This window comes from Loigolactobacillus jiayinensis (assembly GCF_003946445.1).
GTDB lineage: Bacteria > Bacillota > Bacilli > Lactobacillales > Lactobacillaceae > Loigolactobacillus > Loigolactobacillus jiayinensis.
In genome coordinates this window covers 38,211-62,064 of the sequence record NZ_RHOF01000001.1, presented here as the reverse complement: position 1 = coordinate 62,064, position 23,854 = coordinate 38,211, and the positions used below count along the sequence as shown (strand labels likewise).

Annotated in this window: 22 protein-coding genes; 5 read left to right on the top strand and 17 right to left on the bottom strand. The window is 42.4% G+C overall.

Annotation, left to right across the window (positions count from 1 at the left end):
* Nucleotides 1-17 precede the first annotated feature (17 nt).
* The 5 genes from EKM80_RS00285 to EKM80_RS00265 all read right to left on the bottom strand — a co-directional run bounded on the left by EKM80_RS00285 (nt 18) and on the right by EKM80_RS00265 (nt 6,873).
* Nucleotides 18-2,387 carry a DNA translocase FtsK gene (locus EKM80_RS00285; RefSeq protein ID WP_125551088.1) on the bottom strand — a complete coding sequence of 790 codons (2,370 nt, stop codon included), beginning with the start codon at nt 2,385-2,387 and terminating at the stop codon, nt 18-20.
* Nucleotides 2,388-2,522: 135 nt separating this feature from the next.
* The gene (locus EKM80_RS00280) at nt 2,523-2,951 is read right to left on the bottom strand and encodes a DUF1149 family protein (RefSeq protein ID WP_125551087.1); all 429 of its coding nucleotides are present in this window, start codon (nt 2,949-2,951) and stop codon (nt 2,523-2,525) included.
* A gap of 150 nt (nt 2,952-3,101) precedes the next feature.
* The gene (locus tag EKM80_RS00275; RefSeq protein WP_125551086.1) at nt 3,102-5,156 is read right to left on the bottom strand and encodes a DNA topoisomerase 3; all 2,055 of its coding nucleotides are present in this window, start codon (nt 5,154-5,156) and stop codon (nt 3,102-3,104) included.
* Nucleotides 5,157-5,218: 62 nt separating this feature from the next.
* Complete coding sequence (trmL, locus tag EKM80_RS00270; RefSeq protein WP_125551085.1) at nt 5,219-5,728, bottom strand: tRNA (uridine(34)/cytosine(34)/5-carboxymethylaminomethyluridine(34)-2'-O)-methyltransferase TrmL; 510 nt, start codon at nt 5,726-5,728, stop codon at nt 5,219-5,221.
* A gap of 422 nt (nt 5,729-6,150) precedes the next feature.
* A complete protein-coding gene (locus EKM80_RS00265) occupies nt 6,151-6,873 on the bottom strand; it encodes an SDR family oxidoreductase (protein WP_125551084.1) in 723 nt (240 codons plus the stop codon).
* Between the two features lie 286 nt (nt 6,874-7,159).
* Here EKM80_RS00265 and EKM80_RS00260 point away from each other — a divergent pair, with 286 nt between their 5' ends.
* Nucleotides 7,160-8,833, top strand: coding sequence for a glycerol-3-phosphate dehydrogenase/oxidase (locus EKM80_RS00260; RefSeq protein ID WP_125551083.1), 1,674 nt, complete (start codon nt 7,160-7,162; stop codon nt 8,831-8,833).
* A 37-nt stretch (nt 8,834-8,870) separates the two neighbouring features.
* Here the strand turns inward: EKM80_RS00260 and EKM80_RS00255 are convergent, their stop codons facing one another.
* Complete coding sequence (locus tag EKM80_RS00255; protein WP_225418767.1) at nt 8,871-9,668, bottom strand: hypothetical protein; 798 nt, start codon at nt 9,666-9,668, stop codon at nt 8,871-8,873.
* Nucleotides 9,669-9,771: 103 nt separating this feature from the next.
* Between EKM80_RS00255 and EKM80_RS00250 the strand changes: the two genes are divergently transcribed.
* Nucleotides 9,772-10,287 carry a hypothetical protein gene (locus tag EKM80_RS00250; protein ID WP_125551082.1) on the top strand — a complete coding sequence of 172 codons (516 nt, stop codon included), beginning with the start codon at nt 9,772-9,774 and terminating at the stop codon, nt 10,285-10,287.
* Nucleotides 10,288-10,320: 33 nt separating this feature from the next.
* Here the strand turns inward: EKM80_RS00250 and efp are convergent, their stop codons facing one another.
* The 3 genes from efp to EKM80_RS00235 all read right to left on the bottom strand — a co-directional run bounded on the left by efp (nt 10,321) and on the right by EKM80_RS00235 (nt 13,133).
* Nucleotides 10,321-10,884: an elongation factor P gene (gene efp / locus EKM80_RS00245; protein WP_125551081.1), complete on the bottom strand. Its 564-nt coding sequence runs from the start codon at nt 10,882-10,884 to the stop codon at nt 10,321-10,323.
* Nucleotides 10,885-11,034: 150 nt separating this feature from the next.
* Nucleotides 11,035-11,742 (bottom strand): EAL domain-containing protein, encoded by a 708-nt coding sequence (locus EKM80_RS00240; RefSeq protein ID WP_125551080.1) that lies wholly within the window; start codon nt 11,740-11,742, stop codon nt 11,035-11,037.
* Nucleotides 11,743-12,212: 470 nt separating this feature from the next.
* Nucleotides 12,213-13,133: an L-lactate dehydrogenase gene (locus EKM80_RS00235; protein ID WP_125551079.1), complete on the bottom strand. Its 921-nt coding sequence runs from the start codon at nt 13,131-13,133 to the stop codon at nt 12,213-12,215.
* Nucleotides 13,134-13,272: 139 nt separating this feature from the next.
* On the opposite strand from EKM80_RS00235, the gene EKM80_RS00230 reads away from it, so the two are divergent.
* Nucleotides 13,273-13,710 carry a MarR family winged helix-turn-helix transcriptional regulator gene (locus EKM80_RS00230; RefSeq protein WP_125551193.1) on the top strand — a complete coding sequence of 146 codons (438 nt, stop codon included), beginning with the start codon at nt 13,273-13,275 and terminating at the stop codon, nt 13,708-13,710.
* A 68-nt stretch (nt 13,711-13,778) separates the two neighbouring features.
* Nucleotides 13,779-15,125 (top strand): dihydrolipoyl dehydrogenase family protein, encoded by a 1,347-nt coding sequence (locus tag EKM80_RS00225; RefSeq protein WP_125551078.1) that lies wholly within the window; start codon nt 13,779-13,781, stop codon nt 15,123-15,125.
* Between the two features lie 152 nt (nt 15,126-15,277).
* Here EKM80_RS00225 and EKM80_RS00220 read toward each other — a convergent pair whose 3' ends face one another.
* The 8 genes from EKM80_RS00220 to EKM80_RS00185 form a co-directional block, all read right to left on the bottom strand.
* Nucleotides 15,278-16,141, bottom strand: a complete 864-nt coding sequence (locus tag EKM80_RS00220; protein WP_125551192.1) for an ROK family protein — start codon at nt 16,139-16,141, stop codon at nt 15,278-15,280.
* Between the two features lie 16 nt (nt 16,142-16,157).
* Entirely contained in the window at nt 16,158-16,880 is a 723-nt protein-coding gene (locus tag EKM80_RS00215; protein ID WP_125551077.1) for a GntR family transcriptional regulator, read from the bottom strand.
* Nucleotides 16,881-17,059: 179 nt separating this feature from the next.
* The gene (locus EKM80_RS00210; RefSeq protein WP_225418773.1) at nt 17,060-17,365 is read right to left on the bottom strand and encodes a PTS lactose/cellobiose transporter subunit IIA; all 306 of its coding nucleotides are present in this window, start codon (nt 17,363-17,365) and stop codon (nt 17,060-17,062) included.
* A 180-nt stretch (nt 17,366-17,545) separates the two neighbouring features.
* Entirely contained in the window at nt 17,546-17,863 is a 318-nt protein-coding gene (locus EKM80_RS00205) for a PTS sugar transporter subunit IIB (protein WP_125551075.1), read from the bottom strand.
* 18 nt (nt 17,864-17,881) lie between these two features.
* On the bottom strand, nt 17,882-19,324 hold the full coding sequence (locus EKM80_RS00200; RefSeq protein ID WP_125551074.1) for a PTS sugar transporter subunit IIC: 1,443 nt from the start codon (nt 19,322-19,324) through the stop codon (nt 17,882-17,884).
* Nucleotides 19,324-20,700, bottom strand: coding sequence for a glycoside hydrolase family 1 protein (locus EKM80_RS00195; protein WP_191985914.1), 1,377 nt, complete (start codon nt 20,698-20,700; stop codon nt 19,324-19,326). The genes EKM80_RS00200 and EKM80_RS00195 overlap by 1 nt, the downstream gene beginning before the upstream one ends.
* 214 nt (nt 20,701-20,914) lie before the next feature.
* Nucleotides 20,915-22,060, bottom strand: a complete 1,146-nt coding sequence (locus EKM80_RS00190; RefSeq protein ID WP_125551073.1) for an AI-2E family transporter — start codon at nt 22,058-22,060, stop codon at nt 20,915-20,917.
* Nucleotides 22,061-22,170: 110 nt separating this feature from the next.
* Nucleotides 22,171-23,175: an alcohol dehydrogenase catalytic domain-containing protein gene (locus EKM80_RS00185; protein WP_125551072.1), complete on the bottom strand. Its 1,005-nt coding sequence runs from the start codon at nt 23,173-23,175 to the stop codon at nt 22,171-22,173.
* A gap of 102 nt (nt 23,176-23,277) precedes the next feature.
* Between EKM80_RS00185 and EKM80_RS00180 the strand changes: the two genes are divergently transcribed.
* Nucleotides 23,278-23,832 carry a nitroreductase family protein gene (locus tag EKM80_RS00180; RefSeq protein WP_125551071.1) on the top strand — a complete coding sequence of 185 codons (555 nt, stop codon included), beginning with the start codon at nt 23,278-23,280 and terminating at the stop codon, nt 23,830-23,832.
* Nucleotides 23,833-23,854 lie beyond the last annotated feature (22 nt).

Below are 23,854 nucleotides of genomic sequence, written 5' to 3'. Positions count from 1 at the left end.
ATTATTGTATGCTGCGTCTATGCTTGATTTGAATCTGCTTCATCATCAGGTTTCTGCACGTAAACTTTACGTGGTTTACTACCTTCAGCTGGTCCAACGATCCCGCGCTGCTCCATTTCATCAACAATGCGCGCGGAACGATTATAGCCAATTCGAAACCGTCGTTGCAGCATGGAAATACTAGCAGTTTGTAATTGTGCAACTAGCTTAACTGCATCAGGAAATAGTTCATCATCTGCTTGAGTAGCGGCATCCTCAGTTGGCTCATCAGGCAATAACCGATCATCGTATTCAGCCGTGCGCTGTGCCGTTATAAAGCTAACCACTGCTTCAACGTCCTTAGCAGAGATAAAGGCCCCTTGCACGCGGGTTGGCTTATTTTGACCCATTGGTAAATATAACATATCGCCACGACCCAATAACTTTTCAGCACCGGTACTATCGATGATCGTCCGTGAATCGATCCCAGAAGAAACGGCAAATGCCATCCGACTAGGTACATTAGCTTTGATCAATCCGGTAATAACATCAACTGACGGTCGCTGTGTCGCTAAAATCATATGAATACCAGCGGCGCGCCCCATTTGTGCTAACCGAACGATGGCATCCTCGACTTCATTGGATGATACCATCATCAAATCGGCTAATTCATCAACAATAGCAACAATATACGGCATTGACGGCAATGGTTGTTCTGTATCCTGATCTTGCTGCTGTACTGCTTGATTGTACTCGGTAATATTACGTTTGCCACTCTGAGCAAATAGTTCGTAGCGCCGTTCCATTTCCGCCACCACTTTATGCAACGCTTGGGCAGCCTTTTTGGCGTCCGAAACCACTGGCGTTAATAAATGTGGGACCCCATTATAAACTGATAATTCAACTTTTTTGGGATCGATCATCATTAATTTAACTTCATGTGGCTTAGCGGTCATTAAAATCCCTGTGATAATGTTATTGATCATAACTGATTTCCCGCTACCGGTGGAACCAGCAATTAATAAATGCGGCATTTTACTGATATCAACCATGATCACATTACCGGAAATATCACGACCAACTGGTACGGACAAAATTTTTCCTGGATGCGGCGGCTGTGCTTCAAAAACATCGCGGAAGGAAACCGTAGCGACAGCCTTATTGGGCACTTCGATCCCAATTAGCGATTTACCAGGAATTGGTGCCTCAATCCGCACGTCTTTGGCGGCCAGTGCTAATGCCAAATCATCAGTTAAACTAACAATTTTACTAACCTTAACCCCGATCGCCGGCTTGATCTCATATTTAGTCACTGCCGGACCTAAGTTAACATTTTTCACTTCAACGTCAATACCAAAGCTATCAAAAGTTTGCTTTAATTTTTGCGTATTCCGCTTGATAGTCGCGTATTCTTCACTTTGATCTGTCGGCGGAATTGCCTGCAATAAATCGGCGTTAGGCAACTCGTAATCCTGATCGGCAGCTGCTTCAGCGAACAAAGCTGGCGCTGCACTAGTTGGTGGTGCGGCGCTAGTCGGCGCCGTTGCTAACTGATCTAAATTGACCTTAGCTTGTGCCGACTGCATTTGTTCCGCCGCCACATTGATCGTCGGCGTATCCTCAGCTGGTGTCCGCTGCGCAACTGGCTTAGGTAAATCCTTATCTGCCGGTGCTGGTTTATCTGGCGTTACTGCAGATTTAGGTTTAGGCGTGCGCTGTTTCAGCTTCTGCACGCGCGGGCCTAGATCCTGTCCCGCATGCCATAAGCCTTGTAGCCCAGCCCATAATTGTCGGCCGCACCACTGCACGAAACGAACAAAATGAAGCGCCACATCACGGACTACCGTAAACGGAATATCAAAGATCAGCAATAAACCACCAAGCACACCCAATATGGCTAATAAATACGTGCCGAACTGACCGACTAGGAAGTAACTGACGCTATAACCTAATGCACCAAGCATCCCACCACCAATCATTGTGGTGACACTGGCGCGCTGAAAGTCAGCAACAAGAAAACGCCAAGTCACCGACATAAATTGACTGTGTAATTCGAGCTGGGTAAACATCACTGCATCTAAAAAACATAATAAACTGAAATAAGTCACCAGTACACCCAGCACTCGTTTGCCAGCAACTGTGGGACCATGGCCGGCAACCAATAAAATTAAACCGTACAGTCCTAGGACCGCAGCTAAAATTGGATAGGTATCACCAGCCACTACACGAATTAAATTTGCTAACTGGTTGCCAATAAAGCCCCATTTAAAAATAGCGAATAGACTGAGTAAAATAAAAATAAAGCCGATCACATTGACCGTTACCGGTGTATTTTTCTTAGCGGACGATTTCCGCCGTTTACTTGCTGTGGACGTGCGCTTTCGCCGTGGCTTTTTTCTTGCTGCCACTTAACACACCTACTTTCTTGAAAAGACTTCTCTACCCATTATACACAAACTTTTGTTTGCTTGGGTCGTAAGTTACTGAAAATACAAAAAGCCCTAGTTGATCAGTCATCGACTAAACCAACTAAAGCTTCCCCATTATTTATCGGCAGGTGTGATTTTTTCAGTTGCCTCATCACTACTAGCATCTTCGGGATGAAAATCTAGTTGTACGCCCTGATCTAAAGTTACTGCCGTTACTTGATACGTTAATGTTTCAATATATTCAACTAACGGTCGCGACAAACGTTGCATCTCTGCCGCCGCTAAATCATCCGGCGCACCAGTAAAGTCCAGCAGTTGAATAATTTGGGTCATTTTGCCGCTGACCGCAAAGCTATCCAAAACAACTTCAAAAGGTACCGCAAACTGAAAGATTTTGCCTTTGGCCATCATTTCATCAGCACCTTCGCCAGTTGCCGTCACTTCATTAATATTGACTTGAACATCGGTTTTTGGTGGTGTATCTGGGGCCACGCGATCGTAATGAAACTGTTCGACCACTACTGGTTCACGATTAGTTTTCATAAAAAATGCCTCCTTCTAAGGGTGTGCTAACTCTGACTGCAACCTTCTGCTAAATTCGTCAACAAACAACTACGTGATGTCTTGAAATTGCTATACCAAGCAATGCGCTGCAAACATGTCTAAAAAGTAGACTTTTGCGTCACTTACTAGTTAATCCTGTTTGCCCATTGCGGCTTTCAAGGCTTGAGCTAGAGCGCTTTCGCCTGGTTCATCTTCTTGATTAACTTTTTGTAACAAGCGCCGTTCTTCATGCTTGTTCATCCGTTTCTTGCCTTTAACGTCACCGACTTTTTCAGTGATATTACAATGCGTACACTTAAAGTAATCGCCTTTTTCACCAGACAATAACACCATTTTTTTGTGACATTGTGGACAGCGATGGTTAGTGACCTTGGGATCACGGCGGCGGTAGTAATCACAGTTCGTATTGCTGCAGACCAGCAAAACACCATTGCGGGTTGATTTTTCGCGCAATTTAGCCCCACATTTAGGACAAACCTTCATGGTTAAATTAAAGTCCTTATAATCTGCCGAACTGCGCTTAACTTCCTTAACTAGATCAGTTGTAGCTTGCTGAATTTGCTGAATGAAGTCTTTTTTCGCCAATTTACCTTGAGCGATCTGTTCCAGCTGTTGTTCCCACTTAGCGGTTAAATCTGGTGTAGTCAGCCGTGGATTAACTAGCTTCAACAATTGTTGCCCTTTTGGCGTCACTGCTAAATGCGTGCCAACACGCTCCATCAAGCCAGAATTAACCAACTTTTCGATGATTTCAGCACGCGTAGCTGGTGTACCTAACCCTTTTTTCTCCATTTGTACTAGTAAATTGGCTTCACTTAACGGTTTTGGCGCTTGCGTCAACTGTTTGTTTAAATCAACAGTTCCTTGTAACTGCGCCCCCACCTTTAATGGCGTCACTGTTGTCGTTGCTAAATCGTATTTGAAACCAGTCTGCGTGATCTGCATTTGTTTCAACACAAAACCACCGCTTAACTGATACGTAAATTGCGTTTCAACATAATTCGGCAAAAATAGCCCAATAAAGCGCCCAAGTATCATATCGTAGATGCGCTTTTCATCGCTGGAAAAGAGTTCCGGTTGCGGCATTTGCTCGGTAGGAATCAAGCCATAATGATCAGTCACTTTAGCATCATTAAAAACACTTTGCTGCATAACTGGCGCTTTTTTACCGGCCAGTGGTTTAGCCATTGGTTCATAGCGACTGACTGCAGCTAAACGTTCAGTCATCGTTGCCTTCAAATCGCTGGTCAAATACTTTGAATCAGTCCGTGGATAAGTGACCACCTTGTAACGTTCATACAAAGTTTGCAATAACGTCAACGTCTTTTTTGCGGAAAATTGGAATCGCTGATTGGCATCCTTTTGTAATTCGGTTAGATCATAAGGTAATGGCGCCTTTTGCTGCTTACTTTTTTCTTTCACAGCAGTAATTTTGTAACTAGCCGCTTGCAACTGTTTTTGCTGCTTTTGTGCCGCTGCCAGTGCCAAATGCGGATTACCGCTAAGTTGTGCCTCACCGTGTTTAGTCTGCAAACTCAATGTGTAGTACGTTTCTGGCTTGAAATGACTGATTTTATCCGCTTGGGCTGCGACTAAGCCTAGTGTTGGCGTCTGTACGCGCCCAGCCGCTAAACTATCATTATATTTCACAGTTAAAGCGCGGGTGACGTTTAGCCCAACCAACCAGTCGGCAGCTGCGCGTGCTTGTGCTGCTGCATAAAGATTATCGTAATCCTTACCTGGCCGTAAATGCGCGAAACCATCACGGACTGCTTTGTCAGTTTGTGACGAGATCCATAGGCGTTGCACCGGCTTCTTGAATTTTAAATAGTCTAAGATCCAGCGCGCAACTAATTCACCTTCACGCCCAGCATCGGTGGCAATCACGGCTGAGCCAATATCTTTGCGCTTAGCCAATTCACCGATTGCTTTTAACTGTGGTCGTGTTTTTGGCAACGGCTTGATCTGCATTTTCTCCGGAATCAGCGGCAAAGTGTCCATTGACCACTCCTGCCATTCGTGTTTATAATCTTCCGGCATTTTAAGTGTCAATAAATGGCCCAACGACCAAGTTACAATATAATCATCACCACTATAGTAATGACGATTTTTTTGTGTCGCCTTTAACACACGCGCCAATGATTCTGCGACGCTCGGTTTTTCGGCAATAACTAATGTTTTCATTAATACTCCCATCTGCTAATTGAAACACGTTGTGGCAGTTTCTGTTTAAAAATGAAGTAATACTACTTTAATTTATCATGTTCATAACGATGTGCGCGTTCTAAGCCCGTAAAGGCTTGTTGGCGCAAAGCTTCATAAATAATGATTGCCGCTGAATTAGACAAATTCAAAGCACGGACATTTTCAGTCATCGGGATCCGCAGCGCTTTTTCAGGATTTTCACGCATAAACGGTTCCGGTAGGCCAGTGGTTTCCTTACCAAACAAGAAGTAATGATCTAAGTTGGTGTCAGTATAATCAATGTCAGTATAAGCTTTTGATGAGAACTTACTGATCAAATAGAGGCGCGCATCAGCTGGCAATGAAGCCATAAATGCGTCTAAGCTTTCATGATAAGTAATATCGACTTTTTCCCAGTAGTCCAAGCCAGCCCGCTTCATGTGCTTATCATCAGTAGAAAAGCCTAAAGGTTCAATCAAATGTAAATGCGTGTCAGTGGCCGCACAAGTCCGCGCAATATTGCCAGTGTTGGCTGGCATCAATGGTTCATATAAAGCAATGTGGTTAGTCAATTTTGTTACTTCCTTTTCTTCGTAAATTGCATAGACCCTATTATAACGATAGCAAGGGGTAGATTTCAAACTAAAGCTTGTGAATAAGGCAGAGATTACAAAAAACACGCTATAGTTGCGGTAAATCACCACAATTGTAACGTGTTACAAAATTAATTGTTAAAGTTATAGCTATCCAAACTTTTAGCGGGCGAATCAAATGACAACTCACTTAGTTTTACGCACCCGCCGTTTGGTCAACAAATAACTGAATAGCGCCACATTAACATTAACTAAACTCAAACCCAAGGCCAATCGCTTCAACCATAATTCATGCTTACTTGCCATCATTATCCTCCCTTTTTTTAAACACATTAGTCAATTAATGCCGCACTAACACTGCATTCAAGCACGTAACTTCCTAGTGCATTTCAAACCACACCTTAAACTAAAGAAAAGCCACCGTCCACTGCTAGAACTTGCCCAGTGACGTAAGTATTCTGCATTAAATAAAGATAGGCACTGGCTACTTCTGTAACTGTGGCAACACGCCGAAGCGGAATTTGTGCTTCTGTTGCCGCTTGATTTTGTTGTAACTGTTCCGGTGTTAGGCCACGCCACAAGCCAGTTGGTGTCCAGGTTGGTGCTACTGCGTTGGCGCGTTGGCGCGGCGCCAGCTCAACCGCTAAACCTTGTACCAACGTTTGAATTGCCTGATTACCGACGATTGCGCCTGACGCATCATGCGGGTGCCCACCTGCACCAGCTGTAAAAATTAAGCTACCATTTGGTGCCAGATGTTTAGCCGCTTGCTGAGCAATCAGCACGTTAGTAAAAAACTTAGCTTCTACTGCAGCGCGAATTTCTGCTAATGGCGTATCTAAGAAGCCGCCACTCAGTGCACCACCAACCATCGATACAATATGATCCACGGGGCCAACTTGCGACAAGTAAGTCGCTAACGCCGCCTCATCCCGCACATCAAATGTTTGCCCTGCCACGCGCCCGATTGCCATTAAGCGCCCTAGCGCCTGTTGGAAGCGCTCTGGATCACGGCCAACGATCATCACTTGGGCATCTTGCTGCAGCGCTTGCCGAGCGACTTCCTCACCAAAACCAGAAGTCCCACCAAGCACTAAAACACGTTTATTTTGTAAAGTCTGCATTCGACATCATCCTTCATTCTAAGTTACCTAAAAGTTAGTACGCCTTTAGAATACCATGATGCTGAAATTAGATGCATAAATTTTATATATTTTTTTATATATATTTTGTGATAATTTGTGAAATTGGCTTTTGTGTTATAACCGATTTTGTTCACCGCCCAATCAGCGCTTGTGAAAAAAGTCCGCTAAACACTTAGCATAACGGATTTCTTACCTATTGACAGCTGGGGCTAACCATGTTAATTTCATTAAAAAGGAAAGCGCTTTCTAAATTTAGGAGGAATCGATGATGACTTTTTCTAACCAAACACGCCAAGCAAATTTAACAAAAATGCAAACTGAGCTTTTAGATATTTTAGTTATCGGCGGTGGTATCACGGGCTCCGGTATCACCCTTGATGCCCAAACGCGTGGTTTACAAACCGGCTTACTGGAAATGCGGGATTTTGCGTCCGGCACTTCTAGCCGTTCAACCAAATTAGTTCACGGTGGTTTGCGCTATCTTAAGCAATTTGCCATCAAGGAAGTGGCCGAAGTTGGTCAAGAGCGCGCAATCGTGTATGAAAATGCACCACAAGTGACGACGCCTGTTTGGATGATGTTACCTTTCTATAAAGGTGGTACTTTTGGTAGCTTAACCACCGGCATTGGCCTGGATGTCTACGACCGCCTAGCCAAGGTCAAAAAAAGTGAGCGTAAATTCATGTTGCCTCCTGCTAAATCTTTGCAACGCGAGCCTTATCTGAAAAGTGCTGGCCTCAAAGGCACTGGTGTTTACGTTGAATATCGCACCGATGACGCGCGCTTAACTTTGGAAGTGGTTAAAAAAGCGCACGAAAAAGGCGCTTTGATCGCCAACTACACTAAAGTCACTAGTCTACTTTACGATGACCAACAGCGTATTAACGGCGTTGCTTTCACTGACACTATCACTGGTGCGACTGGCGAGATCCATGCCCGTAAGGTGGTTAATGCCGCTGGACCATGGGTTGATACGTTACGTGAATTAGACGGTTCTAATCAAGGCAAACATTTGCATTTAACCAAAGGTGTACACCTCGTCATCGATCACGCTAAGTTTCCGGTTACCAATGCCGTTTTCTTCGATACCCCATTTAACGATGGCCGCATGATGTTCGTTGTGCCAAGAGAAGGTAAAACGTACGTCGGCACAACTGATACGACCTGGGTTAAGAATCCCAAGGAACCAGATATCACGACTGAAGACGTGACCTACATTCTCGATGCCGCCAATCAAATGTTCGACTTACCAGCTGAATTAAACCTCACTGACGTTGAATCGGCTTGGTCTGGCGTACGACCATTGATCCAAGAAGAAGGCAAAGATCCTTCTGAAATTTCACGTAAAGACGAAATTTTCCATTCCGCCAGCGGTCTGTTTTCAATTGCTGGTGGCAAGTTAACTGGCTACCGTAAAATGGCTGAAAAAATTGTTGACCGCGTGGCACGCGAATTAGCTGCTGAAACCGACCATCACTACCAAGCTACTAAAACAGTTAAACTACCATTAAGCGGTGGTGATATGGGCGGTAGCGCCGGCTTCGATAGTTTCATCACCAGTGCCACTCAACAAGGTATCACTGATTACGGTTTGAATGAAGTTGCCGCGGCTAAATTAGTTCATCGTTATGGGACTAACGTCGCGCAAATTTACGCTAATTTGCAGCAACCAAGTCACCACGGCTTAGCACCTGTTGATATGGCCATGCTGACTTATGGTTTGCAAGCTGAAATGGTACTGCACCCCATTGATTACTTGCTCCGTCGTAGTAGCCAAATGTTATTTGATTTTGATCATATGCTAGCGGTTAAAGACGCCGTGATCGCAGAAATGGCAGATTTTTATCAATGGGATGCCGCAACAACGCAAGCTATGCAAACTGAGGTTGAGGATCAAATCAGTATCCGGACTCATTTTAAACAACCACAATTAGTCTAAGGACTTAAAAAATCCGCCATTATAGGCGGATTTTTATTTACCGATAGATTGCTAATAATTCACGTAGCTCAACCTGAGCAGCTTTATCTTGAGAAATGCTGAAGTCTTGATCCACTTCACCAGCATCTTGCCCATCATCGGAATATTCACCGAAACCAGTGTTGGTGCTAACTGCAGTACCATTACCAGTTTTCAACTCATAAACCACGCCATTATCGCCTAGCAAATATTTGCTGACTGGCTGACTGAAATCCATGTTTGTTGTGTAATTAGCGGCAAAGGAGTCCGTATATAATTTATCATAACCGGTCGTGCCATCATTGGCTTTATAGAAAACGCAGCCGCCGATTGCGTGAATAGGAAATGCAGCTTCGCCAGGGACGCCAAAATCCTGTACTTGCACTTTACCATCTGGCGTTTGCGCATACCAATCACCGTGCCCTGCGCTACCATGATCAAAATACCAATCGCTGACCGCCATTTTACCGATCTCTGCTTGGCGACTCGCCCAGGCCAAAAAAGCGGCACTAATTTTACTTTTCTGCCCGTCAGTCAACCGAATTGATGCTTTATTTGACTCGCTATCAGCCGTAGTGGTACTACTGCTAGCTTCTTTGGTTGCTTGTTGTGCCTGCTTCAATGAAGAATTTTCTGCCTGCAAACTCGCCGCCTGTTCACTTTTCATGGACGCATTTTCTGCGGCCAAACTGGAATTTTTCGTGCTAGTCTGCTGATTGCTGTTATCAGTACTAGACTGACCGCACCCAGCTAACCCGACTACCGCCAAAAAAACCACACCACAACTTATCCACTGCTTCAAAATTAACCACCCCATCTTGCAATCTCATCTTTATTTTAACATTTTTAGGATAACGCTTGCATATTATTCGTCAGGATTAAGCAAAATTGCTATGCTGAGCCTAGGGAGGTGCGGTCTGATGCTTCGTGATTATTTAATGTCTGCTGCGATTTTTAGCTTGTTTAGCTTTGTTTGGTTTGGCTGGGCACAAGAAACTCTCGCCCAAAAATGGCGCTGGCCAGTTGCCATAGCTAGTGGGATTGCTTTTTTAATCGCCTGTTATAGCGGCTATCTTAGCTACCACCATTGGCACCAGGCATCTGCGCTCACTAACCAGCTCAACTATTACGGGTACCTTATTTTCGTTGTGGTAGAACTGATTTTAGCCGGCGGTGGTGCCTTTCTTTTATCTAAAAAACAACAATCGGCAAATATTGCGCCTTGGATCAGTTTAGTTGTTGGTAGCCATTTTATTGCGCTCCAATTTGTTTTCCGTGATCCCAGTTTCTATATTTTAGCGGCATTAATGATTGGTATCAGCATCTACACCTTATGCCGGCGAATGGCCGCCAAAAGTGCGCTAGTTGGCGTCGGTAATGGCATTATTTTGTTGAGTTTTGCCATCTACAACCTCAGCCGGTTCTGGTTGTATTAAAAAAAGCCAGTCGCTTGACTGACTTAAACTAACTTATTTACCAGCACGTTTCAAGTAAGTTCCTTTTTGCGTGTTGATTTCTAACTTTTCACCGGCGCTGATAAAATCAGGCACGGTAACAACTAAACCAGTTTCCATTGTAGCTGGTTTGCCGCCGCTAGCAGCTGTAGCACCCTTAATGGAAGGTTGTGTTTCAGCCACAGTTAAAACAACGGTCGTTGGCAAGGTCAACCCAATAACTTCTGTTTGGAAGAATTCGATTTTCACTTGCATGTTTTCCAACAAGAATTTCATTTCTGGTTCAATTGATTCAGTTGGTAATTCGTATTGTTCATAGGTTGCTAGATCCATGAAAAACGCTGTATCATCCTGTGTATAAAGATATTGCGCATCCTTAGTTTCCAAAACAGCCTTTTCGACCTTTTCTTCTGGCCGCATCGTTGTTTCAACAGTCGAACCCGAACGAATGTCGTATAACTTCATGCGCATAACGGTGTTACCTTTGCCGGGCTTATGGTGGTCAGCTGATAAAACCTTGATCAACTTACCATTTTGCTCAAAAGTCATACCGGCTTTTAAATTGATTGCTTCAATCATTGTACGTAATCTCCTTATAAAAAACTATATTCGTTATTCATTTTAACACGTCTACCATTATTACAAAATCATTTTTCACTAACTAAGTAAAAAAAGACCATGACATCACTCATTCTATGTCATGGTCTTAAGCTTATTCATGATTATCAATCAATAAAACTTCTGTGGTCGCTCGTAATAGTAGCCTTGCAACAAATTAACCGCTAAACGATCCGCTAGTGCAAGATCCGCCGCACTTTCTATGCCTTCCAAAACAAAATCCTTCGCTTCACTCAAAGCCAATTGATGCCAAAAAACGAGCTGCTGATAGCTATCTTGAGCCGTGGCGTTAAAATTCTGCAAGGCAAACTTCAATTCTACTGCAAATGGTAATAATGGCTGTAAAAACTCAAATTGATTCTCACCACTGCCAACATCGTCTAAACTTAGTTTCAACCCTTGCCCAGTCACAAATTCAGCTGCATCGATCAAGGTAGTATCAAGAATCGACAATCCAGCGTCACGTTCAGTTAACTCAATGATCAATTGATGTTGCGGCGCCCCTTGTTGCACTGCGACTAAAGCTTGTAACATTTGCCGGTTAACGAACTGATCATGGTCCAAGTTGATCATTGCTTTCGTTTTGCCAGGTAAATGAGCTATCGCTTCAGCAACTGTTTGCGCAAACACTTCTGGCGTCAGCACACTAAAATCTAAGGATAATTGCCACTTTTGTGCGACCTGTTCACGTAAAAGTAGTTCATAAGCATCGATTACATTACGCCGTCGATCATAGCATCCTTGCCGAAATAAACGATACCGTTTCAACTGTCGTTCGCCTGCATCAACTACAGGATTTTCTTGATCGCGCCGCATCATCAATCACCCTACCCTCAATTTGACCTTTAATTAACTATTGTTATTAATGTTAAATAGTTTTTATCTATAAATAATTTCAATATTAATAAAACTAAAATATTTAATTGCGTCTTTTTATAAGTCAATTAGTATAATATATTATCTATTATATTACCATCGCTTTAAAAATGCAAATATTTTTCACTATATGATATAAAAACTTTCTATTATTAAATTTACATTGATCATAATTATCTATATTAGTATTCTTTTTATTAACAAAACTGATTCTCACAATAACTATATGGCCCCAGTTTTTCATTAATAACACCTAAATTTCATTTTCAACATTTAATTAATGGTACAAGTAAAAGCCATACAAAAAAGCAGAATTAGAAGTCTTTCAACTTCAAATTCTGCTTTAGTTAGCTAATAACCATACTTAACGAAGCGCCTAGAAATAGTCATTAGGTTGGAATGTATGTTTGAGCTTACCGGCTTTCTGCGTATTTTGTTTTGATGAAGTCAGCTGAGGTTTGGAGCTTCACTAATTCTTCCTTAGTAAGATCCAACTGCAACTGTTCAACGATTCCATCACGGCCGACAATGGCTGGATAGGATAAGTAAGTGCCGTATTCTTCGCGGTAGTTAGAAACTGGTAATTCGGTCAAGGCGTTATTCATGATCGTGTTGGCTAAGTATACGGCGGCTGTTGAGACACCATAGTTCGTGTATTTCTTACCATGAAAGACTTTAAAACCGCCAGCACGAGCTTCTTTGTCAAGCGCATCTAAATCAAGGTTCTTTTCTTTAGCAATTTCGGTAATTGGCTTACCTAATACACGAACTGTTGACCAAGCAGTGAACTGTGAATTACCATGCTCGCCTAAGTTATAACCAACTACCGAACGGGGATCAATGTGCAGGCGTTCAGCAACTGAGCGTTTCATTCGTGCTGAATCCAGAAGTGTACCAGTCCCAATAACATGCTTCTTCGGTAAGCCAGTGACTTCTTGATAAATTGATGTGATCACGTCAACTGGATTAGTGATTGCAACAATCAAACCATGGAAGCCACTAGCTTTAATTTTAGCGGCAACTTCACGGACGGCAACACGGGTAAATGGTAATTCAGCGAAGCGATCATCGTTGGCATTGTCCTGTAATTTGATACTACCAACAGCAGAAATAATTACGTCGGCATCCTTTAAAGCAGAATAGTCATTGACGAAAATATTTGTGTGAAAAGGTAAATTTGGCATGGCATCCTGCAGATCCAAAGCATCAGCAGCTACCTTTTCTTCACGTTTGTCGATCAAAACTAAGTCATCAGCAAACCCACCAGCAACAATATAGTGTGCGGCCGCGGCCCCAACATTACCCATCCCAATAACTGCTAATTTACGTGTCATAATTTATAACCTCTTTCTAATTTTGTTCTATCTACGTTTCAATCATAGCACGATTAGCAATCTTTGTACTTGCAATTTTTAAACAGCAAGACTATGATGATAATCAATCGCGTACGACTGAAAGGACTGATATAGTTTGATGACCGATGAAATGCAGCTGGCTAATCAACTTTGTTTTTCCGTTTACAACGCCAGCCGCCTATTTAGTAAATTTTATCAACAAGCGTTGACACCTTTTGAACTGACTTATCCTCAATACTTGGTGTTATTAGCGCTATGGCAGCGTGATGATCAGCCGCTTCATGAGCTTGGTACTGAATTGAAATTAAGCAGCAACACGCTGACCCCACTGCTCAAGCGACTGGAAAAAGCTGGCTGGATCAACCGTGTCCGCCCCGCCAACGATCGACGCCAACTCCATGTTCAATTGACTCAGATGGCACACCAAAAACAAAGTGAAATTTACGCGGCTATTAGTGCCTGCGTCAGTCATGAGCAATTGGATATCGCTAAATACGAGCAAGCATTAGCCATCAATAATGAATTGGTGACAGCATTAGAGGCAACTATCGCATAGTTAGCCTTTTTCTTAGTTTAAATCAGTCGTGCACGATTAATACTGAATTACGAAATGGAGGAATTTTCATGCAACAATATGATGTTATTTTTATCGGTAGTGGTCACGCTAATTGGCACGCCGCTGTCGCCCTAAAACAAGCTGGTAGATCGGTGGCCATTATTGAAAAGGATCAAGTTGCCGGTACCTGCACTAATTATGGTTGTGATCCAAAAATCTTATTGGATGGCCCATTTGAATTAATGGCCCAACTGAAACAATACAATGGGATTGGCGTACACAATGGCAGCACCATTGATTGGTCAGAATTAATGGCCTACAAACATAAAATTATTGACCCACTCCCCTTACAAATGACTGCCTTATTTCAACAAATGGGAATCGATTTGATCATGGGTGCTGGCAAGTTTGTTGATGCTCATACTGTTGCCGTTGCTGATCAGCAATACACGGCCAGCAATATCGTGATCGGTACTGGTCAACGCGCTGCTAAGTTAAACATCCCTGGCCGTGAATACCTCCATGATAGCCGGGATTTTCTTGACCTATCAGCAATGCCCCAGCGACTGACCTTTATTGGTGCAGGTATCATTTCACTAGAATTTGCCACCATGGCAATTGAACTCGGTAGTCAAGTCGATGTCGTTGAGTTCGCTGATCACGCCCTGAATGCCTTTGATCAGCGTCATGTGGCTAAGTTAATCACTAACTTGCAAGCTGCTGGCGTTAAATTCCATTTTAATGAAGCCGTTAATGCTGTCACTACAGTAGCCGATCATTATTTGGTTACCACCCAAAATGGCCTTGAATTGCCTAGTGATTATGTATTAGACGCCACTGGACGCGTGGCCAATGTGGAAAATCTTGGACTAGCAGAAGTCGGTATTGCGACCACTCGTGGCGGTATTGTGGTCGATGACCATTTGCGCACAGCGGTGCCAAACATTTACGCTAGTGGCGATGTGATCGACAAACAAATTCCACAACTAACACCGACGGCTACCTTTGAATCTAACTATATTGCGCAACAAATTCTTGGCAATACTGCCGCTATCAGTTATCCCGTAATTCCATCAGTCGTTTTCACTTTGCCACGCTTGGCTCAAATTGGTGTGACAACAGCAGCTGCGGAAAAATCCACTGCCTACCATACACAAGTAATCCCTTATGGTCAGCAATTAATGTTCCAATATAAAAATGAAGTTGCTGCCGAGCTGACCTTAGTGTTGGATCAAGATAATTATTTAGTCGGTGCAAGTTTGTACGGTAACGACGCACCAGATTTAGTTAACTTACTAACATTGATCATCGACGGCCACTTGTCAGCCACGGCACTAGATCAAATGATTTTTGCCTTTCCTAGTGCATCAATTGGCGTTATTAGCCTGATCAGTACTGTTTTACACCGTGATTAGCATCCCTAATTCACGTTTCGTTAAATTCACCGATGCTGGGCATATGTTATTTTTTGAACATCCGGCGAAGTTCAACCAGTTAGTCACTGACTTCAGCAATCAATAGTACTGTAAAAACCTCATCCTGAAAATTTCAGAATGAGGTTTTTCGTTCAATCAATTAATTTCTGCGCCAAGTATAAGCCACCAGTAAGCCCAGCTTGATCACCTAGTCCGACTGGAACTACATAATCAGTCAATGATGGCAGCTCAACGTAACCATTAATTTTAGTTGCTAATTTTTCACGTATCAGCGGTATTAATTGTTGTTGGTGCATTACACCACCGCCAAAAATAATTACTTCTGGCGCAAAGGTCAGCGTAATATTATGGCATAACTGCGCTAAATAATCAGCCTCAATTGCCCAAACAGGATCAGTTGCCCCAATTTTTTCCGCTTTTTGCCGACAACGTTGTTCAATTGCTGGACCGGCAGCTAATCCTTCAGCGCATTGATCTTGATGGTATGGGCAACTGCCAGCAAAAGAGTCCGCCGCCTGCTTTTGCAATAAAGTATGACCAATTTCTGTGTGTGCAATACCATAGTAAAATTCCCCAGCAGTAATCACACCAGCACCGATACCCGTTCCAACAGTTAAGTAGACAATGTTGCTGTATCCTTGGCCAGCGCCAGCCATCATTTCTCCATAAGCTGCAATATTAACGTCAGTAGTCCAATAAATTGGTACATTAAGCGCCGTTTTTAGCGCACCACGCAAATCAAATTGACGCCACGCTAGCTTGGGCGTATTCAAAATATGTCCATAATCATTAGTATCCGGATTGATCCCAATGGGTCCAAACGAACCTACACCAACTGCACTCAATGTGTATGGCTTGAAAAATGCTACAATTTTTATAAGCGTTTCAGCAGGTGTAGTAGTGGGAAACTTTACCGTATCAATAATTTTTAAATCATTATCACTGACTGCACACACAAATTTAGTGCCGCCAGCCTCAATTGCTCCTAACATAATCGTAACTCTCCTGACATCAGATATTATTGATATCAAGCACCGTATACGACCGCTTATTGAATAAATTTCGACTCGTCGAGTATTCAATATTTTGGCCAGTAGTCAACCAAACAATCTGTTCGACCTCCAAAATCGGTTCAGTTGCTGTCGCATTTAGATGCGCAATATCTAACTCGGTTGGTAGTGACGCATGAATTTTTCGGTAGGCACCACCGAATTTCAATTTTAATTCGTGATGAATGTAGTCATAAATCGAACTTTTCAGAATTGATAGCGTCAGATCTGGTACTAACTTAACTGGCATAAAAGTATGCTCTAAAATAAAAGGTTCACCCTCCAGACGGCGCAAGCGCAAAATGTTATATACCGGATCATTAGCACCGATATCTAACTTAGCCTGTAAATCTTTCGTGGCAAAAGCAACACTAAAATCGATCACGTCACTAGTCACTCGCTCAGCACCTTGTTGCTCAGTCAAACCATTAAAGGCATCCGCAGGCGAATCATTAGCAGTCTTAATTGAAATATCGCCTAACACATAAGTGCCTAGGCCAGATTGCTTATAAATCAAACCTTCGCGGGCAATACCATCTAGTGCTTTTTTTACAGTCATCCGACTAACTCCAAATTCTTTAGCCAGTGTATTTTGATCAGGAATCAGCGTTTTGGTGGGATAAATTTTGCTTAAAATACGTTTTCTAATTTCATCAGCGACGGCCTGATATTTTGCTTTAGCCATTATAATCATCTCATCCTAATTTTAAATTTAAATAATTTCGATAACTTTCATTGATGGAAAGTTGGACTATCATGATTATACTTCATAATGACTGCCGACACTGTTGAAAATCATAATCACATCAGTTTCATCAAAAAAATCAGAATCAGTATTCGATTCTGATTTCTTCAGTGTTTTCTTTAACTTTCTGTTGCTAATCGTTGATATACAGCAACTACTTCATTAGCTAAATCCTTAAAAGTGATTGCCGTCATAAGGTGATCCTGTGCGTGCACCATGTATAAATCAACTGGTGTGTGTTGACCTTGTGCTTCTTTAGTGAGCATATTTGTTTGTACATTGTGCGCTTCAACTAAGGATTTATCCGCATTATCCATTTGCTGTTGTGCCAATGTGAAATCACCATTTTTAGCAGCTGTTATTGCTTGCATCGCAAAATTTTTCGCATTACCACCAGCCAAGATGATCTGCATTACGACTTGCATGTTTTCATCAGTCAATTGCTTTCTCTCCTTTGCGCCACAATCAAAGTTAGCTTGTTGATCAAATTTACCAATATACATTTGTTTTTTGGTCAGACTACCAACTAAAAGCCATTAAATTGAAATATGCCACCTATACCTGCTTGTTCTTAATATGTTGTGCTCCGCAGTCGCGATAACGACTTAAACCATCAATTCTTCCGCAGCTTTTAATACATTAGTGCCATTCATCATGCCATAATCCTGCATATTAATGATAGCCATTGGAACGCCAGCATTGTCAGCTTTTTTTTGTACATCAGCTTGCATATAACTGATTTGTGGTCCTAACAGGAGCACATCTGGATGTTCTGAACCTAATTTATTGTCAATATCCGAACTAGATGTAGCAAAGATTTCATAGTCTTTACCAGCCGCCTTAGCAGCATCTTGCATTTTAGAAACCAATAATGAAGTCGACATTCCTGCCGAGCACGCTAACATAATTGTTTTATCTGCCATCTTTATCTTCTCCTTTAATTAAGCTTCAGCCGTTTTTTCCGCAGTTTTAGCTTGTTCTTGATCATATAAGACTTGATCATATTTCTTTGCAAACGGGAAGTAGATTCCTGTTGAAATCAGTAGCGTAATGGCTTGCCAAACAGCCATCTTCCAACCACCAATGAAGAATCCGGAAATAATTGCCGGTGTCGTCCACGGCGCGGCCACCCCATTTAATGGCGGTACGATGCCGAAATAGATTACAGCATAAGTTGATAATGCGACAATAACTGGTGTTAAGAAGAAGGGAATTGCTAGAAATGGATTCATAACTAATGGTAAACCAAACAAGAATGGTTCGTTGATATTGAAAATTGCAGGAACTAATTCGATTTTACCAATCGACTTAAACTGCACTGATTTAGCAGCAATCAAGGTGAAAACAACCAACCCAATTGTAATCCCAGAACCAGTTAAGTTAATAAAGTTGTTATAAAACTCGTTAGTAACAATGTGCGCACCATTAGCCAAAGATAAGTTCCCCGCGTGATAAAGTGCGGCGTTATCGGCAGTATTTGGAATCAGTAACCCACTGGTGATTGCGCCCATGATCAAACCACCATGGACACCGAAGAACCAGAAGAATGCCACCATAAAGGCGATAATCAAGGCGCCACCTAAGGAATCGGATAAACCTTGCAATGGTGTTTGAAGTAATTTGTAAATCAACTGCAACATATCAGTATTCAGGGTGAACTTCAAACCAGCGTAAATCAACATTGATCCAGCCAAAATTACACCTGCTGGGATCATTGCAGTAAACTGATTTGCTACGTTAGCTGGAACCTGTTCTGGTAACGTAATTTTCCAACCAGCTTTCATCATTGAAGTGTAAGCCCAGCCAACTAAGATACCGATGATAATCGCAGCAATCATTCCTTGACCACCAAGCCAAGTAATGTTGATCACACCACTAACTGGTGCACTTAAAAAATTCTGTAACGTTTGCGGTAATTTGTCGATATTAGCAGCTACCTGGCTCCCACTCATAGTGACGGCGCCTGCACTGTTAGTGATACCAGTACCAGCTTTGCCCATTGCACCGATTAAAGGATTCCCAATTTGTAAAAATTGTAAGAGCAAGAAAACTGATAGCGAGGTCAAACCTGCTGGTAACGGCTCATACCCCTCATTTCTAACGTAAACATAGCCGATCCCAACAGCAGCCCAAACGGCAATTAATCCGAAAGTTGCTGTATAAGCTTGGGTGAAAACTGCCGACCAACCCGACGCTTTAATCGCATCTGCAACAGCGGGGATCGGAACATTAGATAGAATCAAAAATACAGATCCGATAATAATAAACGGCAAGGAGTACACCATACCATCTTTTAAGGCAGTGACGGCCTTAGTGTTGACAAACTTCATAATCGGCGGTAATACTTTTTGGTTAACAAAATTGCCAATGGCACCTTTTTCCATTACAACTCATCTCCATTTTTTTCTAAAACTTTCTGGAACCAGTAAAATGACTTTTTGGGCACTCGTTTCAGATCCTTCAAATCGTGATTACTGCGATTGACGTAAACCATCCCGTACCGCTTCTCCATATCTGCATGGGAACTTGGAATGTCAATCAGTCCCCAGCCAAGATACCCAAGTACCTGCGCACCATCAATAAACATAGCATCCTTCATCGCCTTGATGTGCGCTTCGTGATAATCAATGCGTTGATCATCCATAATCATATGTTGCCCATCCCAGTTCTCACGTAAACCAATACCATTTTCAATTGGAAATACCGGTATTTGGTAACGTGCATAAATCGAAGCAATTACGTTGCGGAAACCTAGCGGATCAATTGTCCAATCCCATTCATTACTGTCTAAGAAACGATTTTTTTCATTAGCAAAATTTAAGTAACGATTTGGCGGTGTACCCGCCGGAATTTTATCCGCGTTTAGTGTATCCGTACGGTAGTAACTAAAGGCTAAAAAGTCGGCGTGCATTTTAGCTAGTATCGCAGTATCAGCGTCCTGCATGTCTGCATTAATGCCTTGTTGTTCAATATAAGTCAAGACTTCATGTGAATAATGGCCGTTAGTGTAAGCATCATTTAAATTATTGTTCAAAAATTCATCTAATTTGCGTGTGTAGAAAACGTCGTTAGGCTTAGCAGTAGCTGGATAAGTTGCCGCATAAGCCAGCATCCCGCCAATCTTAACATCAGCGTAATGCTCATGAATATATGCATCAATTTGTGCATGGGCTAACATCGTGTGGTGAAAAATTGTGTACATATCATCCAAACTACGCTCACCTTGTGTGTAGCCAGAAATTTGAAAAACCTCATCGTTGAAATACAAATTATGTTCATTAAATGTGATCCAGTATTTGACGCGATCAGCAAAATGATCAATTATTTTCTGACCAAAACGGACAAAAGCTGCAACCGTGTGCCGTGACATAAACCCATTCTCACGTTTGGCTAGTGCCAATGGCATATCAAAATGGTACAAACAGATCATCGGTGTGATTCCGCGTGCCAGCATAGCATCAACTAATCGATCATAAAAAGCAATTCCTGCTTTATTGAACTCACCATCACCTTCTGGATTAACTCGCGACCACGAAATCTGAATACGATACATATTCATGTGTAGCGCTTGCATTAAATCCAAATCTTCATCATAGGGATGGTATTCATCAATGGCATCATGCCAATCCATCGTTATTTCCGTGGCTGGCCGAACATCATAAACAGATAATCCTTTACCTTCAACGTCCCACGCTCCTTCCGTTTGCATACTTGAAACGGAGTTACCCCAGAAAAAATCTGCCGGCATTTTTCGATTCATTTTTATCATCAACTCCTCCACAATTAGTTATAAAGAAAGCGCAACCTTTAACAAAAATAAGTATATACTTTTATTTATAAACATAAATACTTTTACTAGAATAAATAGCATTTAAAATCCTTAATCCTTGTTTACCAGTGTTTCAGCATCCTTATCAAGTGGTACATTCTTTTACAACTACACGAAAAAGCGCAAAAAAAATAGAACCGCATCACTACGATTCTGCTTTTTCTTGTTTTTTTGGTTGCGCTACCGGCAAGCGCTTATTTGTCGCATTGCGCAATAACTGGTACAGCGTTGCTGCTAATGGCACACCTAGTAGCATTCCTAAAATACCGGCTACACCGCTACCTATCGTAATTGCCGCTAACACCCAGATACCTGGTAAGCCAATCGAAGTGCCGACGACCCGCGGATAGATTAAGTTATTTTCCAATTGTTGGAGGACTAAAATGAAAACAATGAACAAGAAAGCTTTCAGCGGTGAATCAACTACGATCAGCAAAAAGCCGACTGCCGCCCCAATCCAAGCACCAAAAATTGGAATCAACGCCATAATGCCGATGAACGCACCAATCGGCAACGCATACGGAAATCTAAACAACCACATGCCTAAAACACATAACGTCCCTAAAACGAACGCTTCAGTGACCTGGCCAACGATAAAACTACTGAACATTTGGTTAGCCACATGGAGCACATAGCGGATTTTGCTTAGTACTCGGCGAGGAATAAACGCGCGACTGACCCGCCGTACATTTTTACCCAAGCGTTCTTTGCTTCCTAAAATATAGATTGCGAAAGTTAAGGCCAAGAAGAAATTAACTACGCCTTTGGTGATATTACCAAAAATTTTAAAAGCGGAATCGAATACACCACTAACACCGCTGGTAAAGTATTGCATTGCTTTTGACTGAATCGACGCCCAATCAATGTTCAACGATTCCAATTGTTTCGTGATCATTGGCATTTGATCGGTGTCTTTGAGCCAGTTGACTGTTGTGGTGGCCAACGCTGGCAATGAACCAAAAAAATCAGTCAAAGCAGTAGCAAATTTCGGAATCACTAACTGGAATACACCGAAAATCACCGCAATGATGATCATTAACGACACCACAATTACGACTGGCCGGCGACTTTTTTGTAGCCAACGCTTTTGCGTATGCGGAAAATACCACTTTTCCAATGGAACGCACAGCAAATTTAAAACATAAGCGAGCACACCACCTAGAATTAGTGGTAATACGACGCCAACAACATTGGTAAATGCAGCATAAATTTGCTTGGGATAAATTAAGACAATTAGAAACAAACCAAGTAGTATTGCGACTTGAAGTAATCGTTTTTTGTTGAGTTGCATTAGCACCATCCTTAAATAAAAAGTTAATTTGACATTAATTTGCTGCCATGAGTAAACCTGCTCAGTAACGCTGACAACAAGAATAGCTGCCGTTAGCCACACATTAGCATTTATACCATAAAGTCAGGGTCAATTTCATCGGCCGTGGGGACTAAAACAATTTTCTCTTTCATACTAGTGGTCGCCAACAATTGATGAGCCGTAGCCGCATAGGCAAAAGCGTTGACCGCTAATTTATCTTCCAACAAACGACCTTGACTAAACTCATGATTCAGTGTTTGCGCCGCATGTTGCAACTGACTCAGGGTTGCATGGCTGATAACAAAACCGCGAATATTCTTATCAGTCGTGTAAAAATCACGTACCTGAAAACTGAATTGATCAGTGGCTGGCGCTGTGATCACTGCGACGGTTCCATGCTGCGCTAACAAATCTAGGTTGGTTTGCAACGCAACTTGTCCAGAAGTGTCGATAATATGATCGATACCTTGGGGATACTTAGCCGCCAATTCAGCCGCAAAATCTTCGTGATAGTCATATGGTGCCGCACTACCAAGCTCGGTTAAGCTGGCAAAATCACATTGACTAGAAGTGGTAATTACAGTTAACCCCATATCATGCGCTAACTGCACCAACTTACGCCCAACATGTCCGGCAGCACCTTCAACAAGAATAGTCGCACCAGTTCGTGCCTGTAATACATCAGCTAATAAAATGGTTGCCGTCGCTGCCGAATGAACTGCCGCAACTAATTTTAGCGGATCGACTGCTGTTGGCACCTTGTAAACACGCGCTACTGGCACCGCTGCATACTCACTGGTCACACCTTGCCGACCGGCGTAGCCCATGCTATTGGTCCACACTAAGTCACCTTTTTTAAATTGATCAACGGCACTGCCAGTTTCGATTACCGTTCCCACCGCATCACGGCCAATAATAAATGGAAAAGTTAATTGTGTTTTAAAGCTACCTCCACGAATAAATGTATCAACATGATTAACCGCTACGGCTTTGACTTTGATCAAAACATCGTGTGAGGCCACATATGGCATCGCTAATTCACCTAACTGAATTTCTGTTGGCCCGCCGGTTTGTTGAATAAATACTGCTTGCACAAAAAAACCTCCTCGTATTCAACTATTAATCATATTATACTGCACTGATAGCGCTTAATGCTATAATATAGTAAGTAAGTTAATCGTAAAGGAAGTCTTTTGATGGCTGATTTAGAACAAATTATCCACGCCCGCCACAGTGTGCGTCAATATGAACCTGAGCAACCAATTCCCACTACTGAGCTCGATGACATGATTGCTACTGCGGCGTTAGCTCCAACCGCAATGAACCGCCAGCCACTGCGCTATCTCGTCTTAGATTCACCAGCAGCACGAACTGAATTATTACAACAAGTGACGTTTAATCAAAATCAAATTAAAACTGCCAGCAGTCTGGTATTGATCGTTGCCGATCTAGTCAACGACGATAGCGCTGCCTTCACACCGGGCAATCATACAGCAGCGCCAGATACCAATACACTAACAACAAACGGTATCAACGCTGGCTTAGCTGGCATGCAGCTTATGTTAATTGCCCAAAACCGCGGCTACGTGACCAATCCGATGACAGGTTTTGATCACGCCAAAATTTTATCCGCCTTTGGCTATGATGAGCAACGCTACGTACCACTATTATTAATTGCAATTGGCAAAAGTAGCGATCACGGTCAGCCTAGTGAACATAAATCATTAGACAAGATTCTATTACATCATTAATGCGTTTCACAGTTAATAAGCG

Bases quoted from the DNA above. Each gene is read 5' to 3' on its own strand.
- EKM80_RS00205 (WP_125551075.1), bottom strand. From the start codon at position 17,863: ATGGCAGATAAAACAATTATGTTAGCGTGCTCGGCAGGAATGTCGACT.
- EKM80_RS00190 (WP_125551073.1), bottom strand. From the start codon at position 22,060: ATGCAACTCAACAAAAAACGATTACTTCAAGTCGCAATACTACTTGGT.
- EKM80_RS00280 (WP_125551087.1), bottom strand. From the start codon at position 2,951: ATGAAAACTAATCGTGAACCAGTAGTGGTCGAACAGTTTCATTACGAT.
- EKM80_RS00250 (WP_125551082.1), top strand. From the start codon at position 9,772: ATGCTTCGTGATTATTTAATGTCTGCTGCGATTTTTAGCTTGTTTAGC.
- EKM80_RS00195 (WP_191985914.1), bottom strand. From the start codon at position 20,700: ATGAATCGAAAAATGCCGGCAGATTTTTTCTGGGGTAACTCCGTTTCA.
- EKM80_RS00200 (WP_125551074.1), bottom strand. From the start codon at position 19,324: ATGGAAAAAGGTGCCATTGGCAATTTTGTTAACCAAAAAGTATTACCG.
- EKM80_RS00180 (WP_125551071.1), top strand. From the start codon at position 23,278: ATGGCTGATTTAGAACAAATTATCCACGCCCGCCACAGTGTGCGTCAA.
- EKM80_RS00255 (WP_225418767.1), bottom strand. From the start codon at position 9,668: ATGGGGTGGTTAATTTTGAAGCAGTGGATAAGTTGTGGTGTGGTTTTT.
- EKM80_RS00210 (WP_225418773.1), bottom strand. From the start codon at position 17,365: ATGCAAGTCGTAATGCAGATCATCTTGGCTGGTGGTAATGCGAAAAAT.
- EKM80_RS00235 (WP_125551079.1), bottom strand. From the start codon at position 13,133: ATGACACGTAAATTAGCAGTTATTGGGATGGGTAATGTTGGGGCCGCG.
- EKM80_RS00225 (WP_125551078.1), top strand. From the start codon at position 13,779: ATGCAACAATATGATGTTATTTTTATCGGTAGTGGTCACGCTAATTGG.
- EKM80_RS00230 (WP_125551193.1), top strand. From the start codon at position 13,273: ATGACCGATGAAATGCAGCTGGCTAATCAACTTTGTTTTTCCGTTTAC.
- EKM80_RS00215 (WP_125551077.1), bottom strand. From the start codon at position 16,880: ATGGCTAAAGCAAAATATCAGGCCGTCGCTGATGAAATTAGAAAACGT.
- efp (WP_125551081.1), bottom strand. From the start codon at position 10,884: ATGATTGAAGCAATCAATTTAAAAGCCGGTATGACTTTTGAGCAAAAT.
- EKM80_RS00260 (WP_125551083.1), top strand. From the start codon at position 7,160: ATGATGACTTTTTCTAACCAAACACGCCAAGCAAATTTAACAAAAATG.
- EKM80_RS00275 (WP_125551086.1), bottom strand. From the start codon at position 5,156: ATGAAAACATTAGTTATTGCCGAAAAACCGAGCGTCGCAGAATCATTG.
- EKM80_RS00240 (WP_125551080.1), bottom strand. From the start codon at position 11,742: ATGATGCGGCGCGATCAAGAAAATCCTGTAGTTGATGCAGGCGAACGA.
- EKM80_RS00265 (WP_125551084.1), bottom strand. From the start codon at position 6,873: ATGCAGACTTTACAAAATAAACGTGTTTTAGTGCTTGGTGGGACTTCT.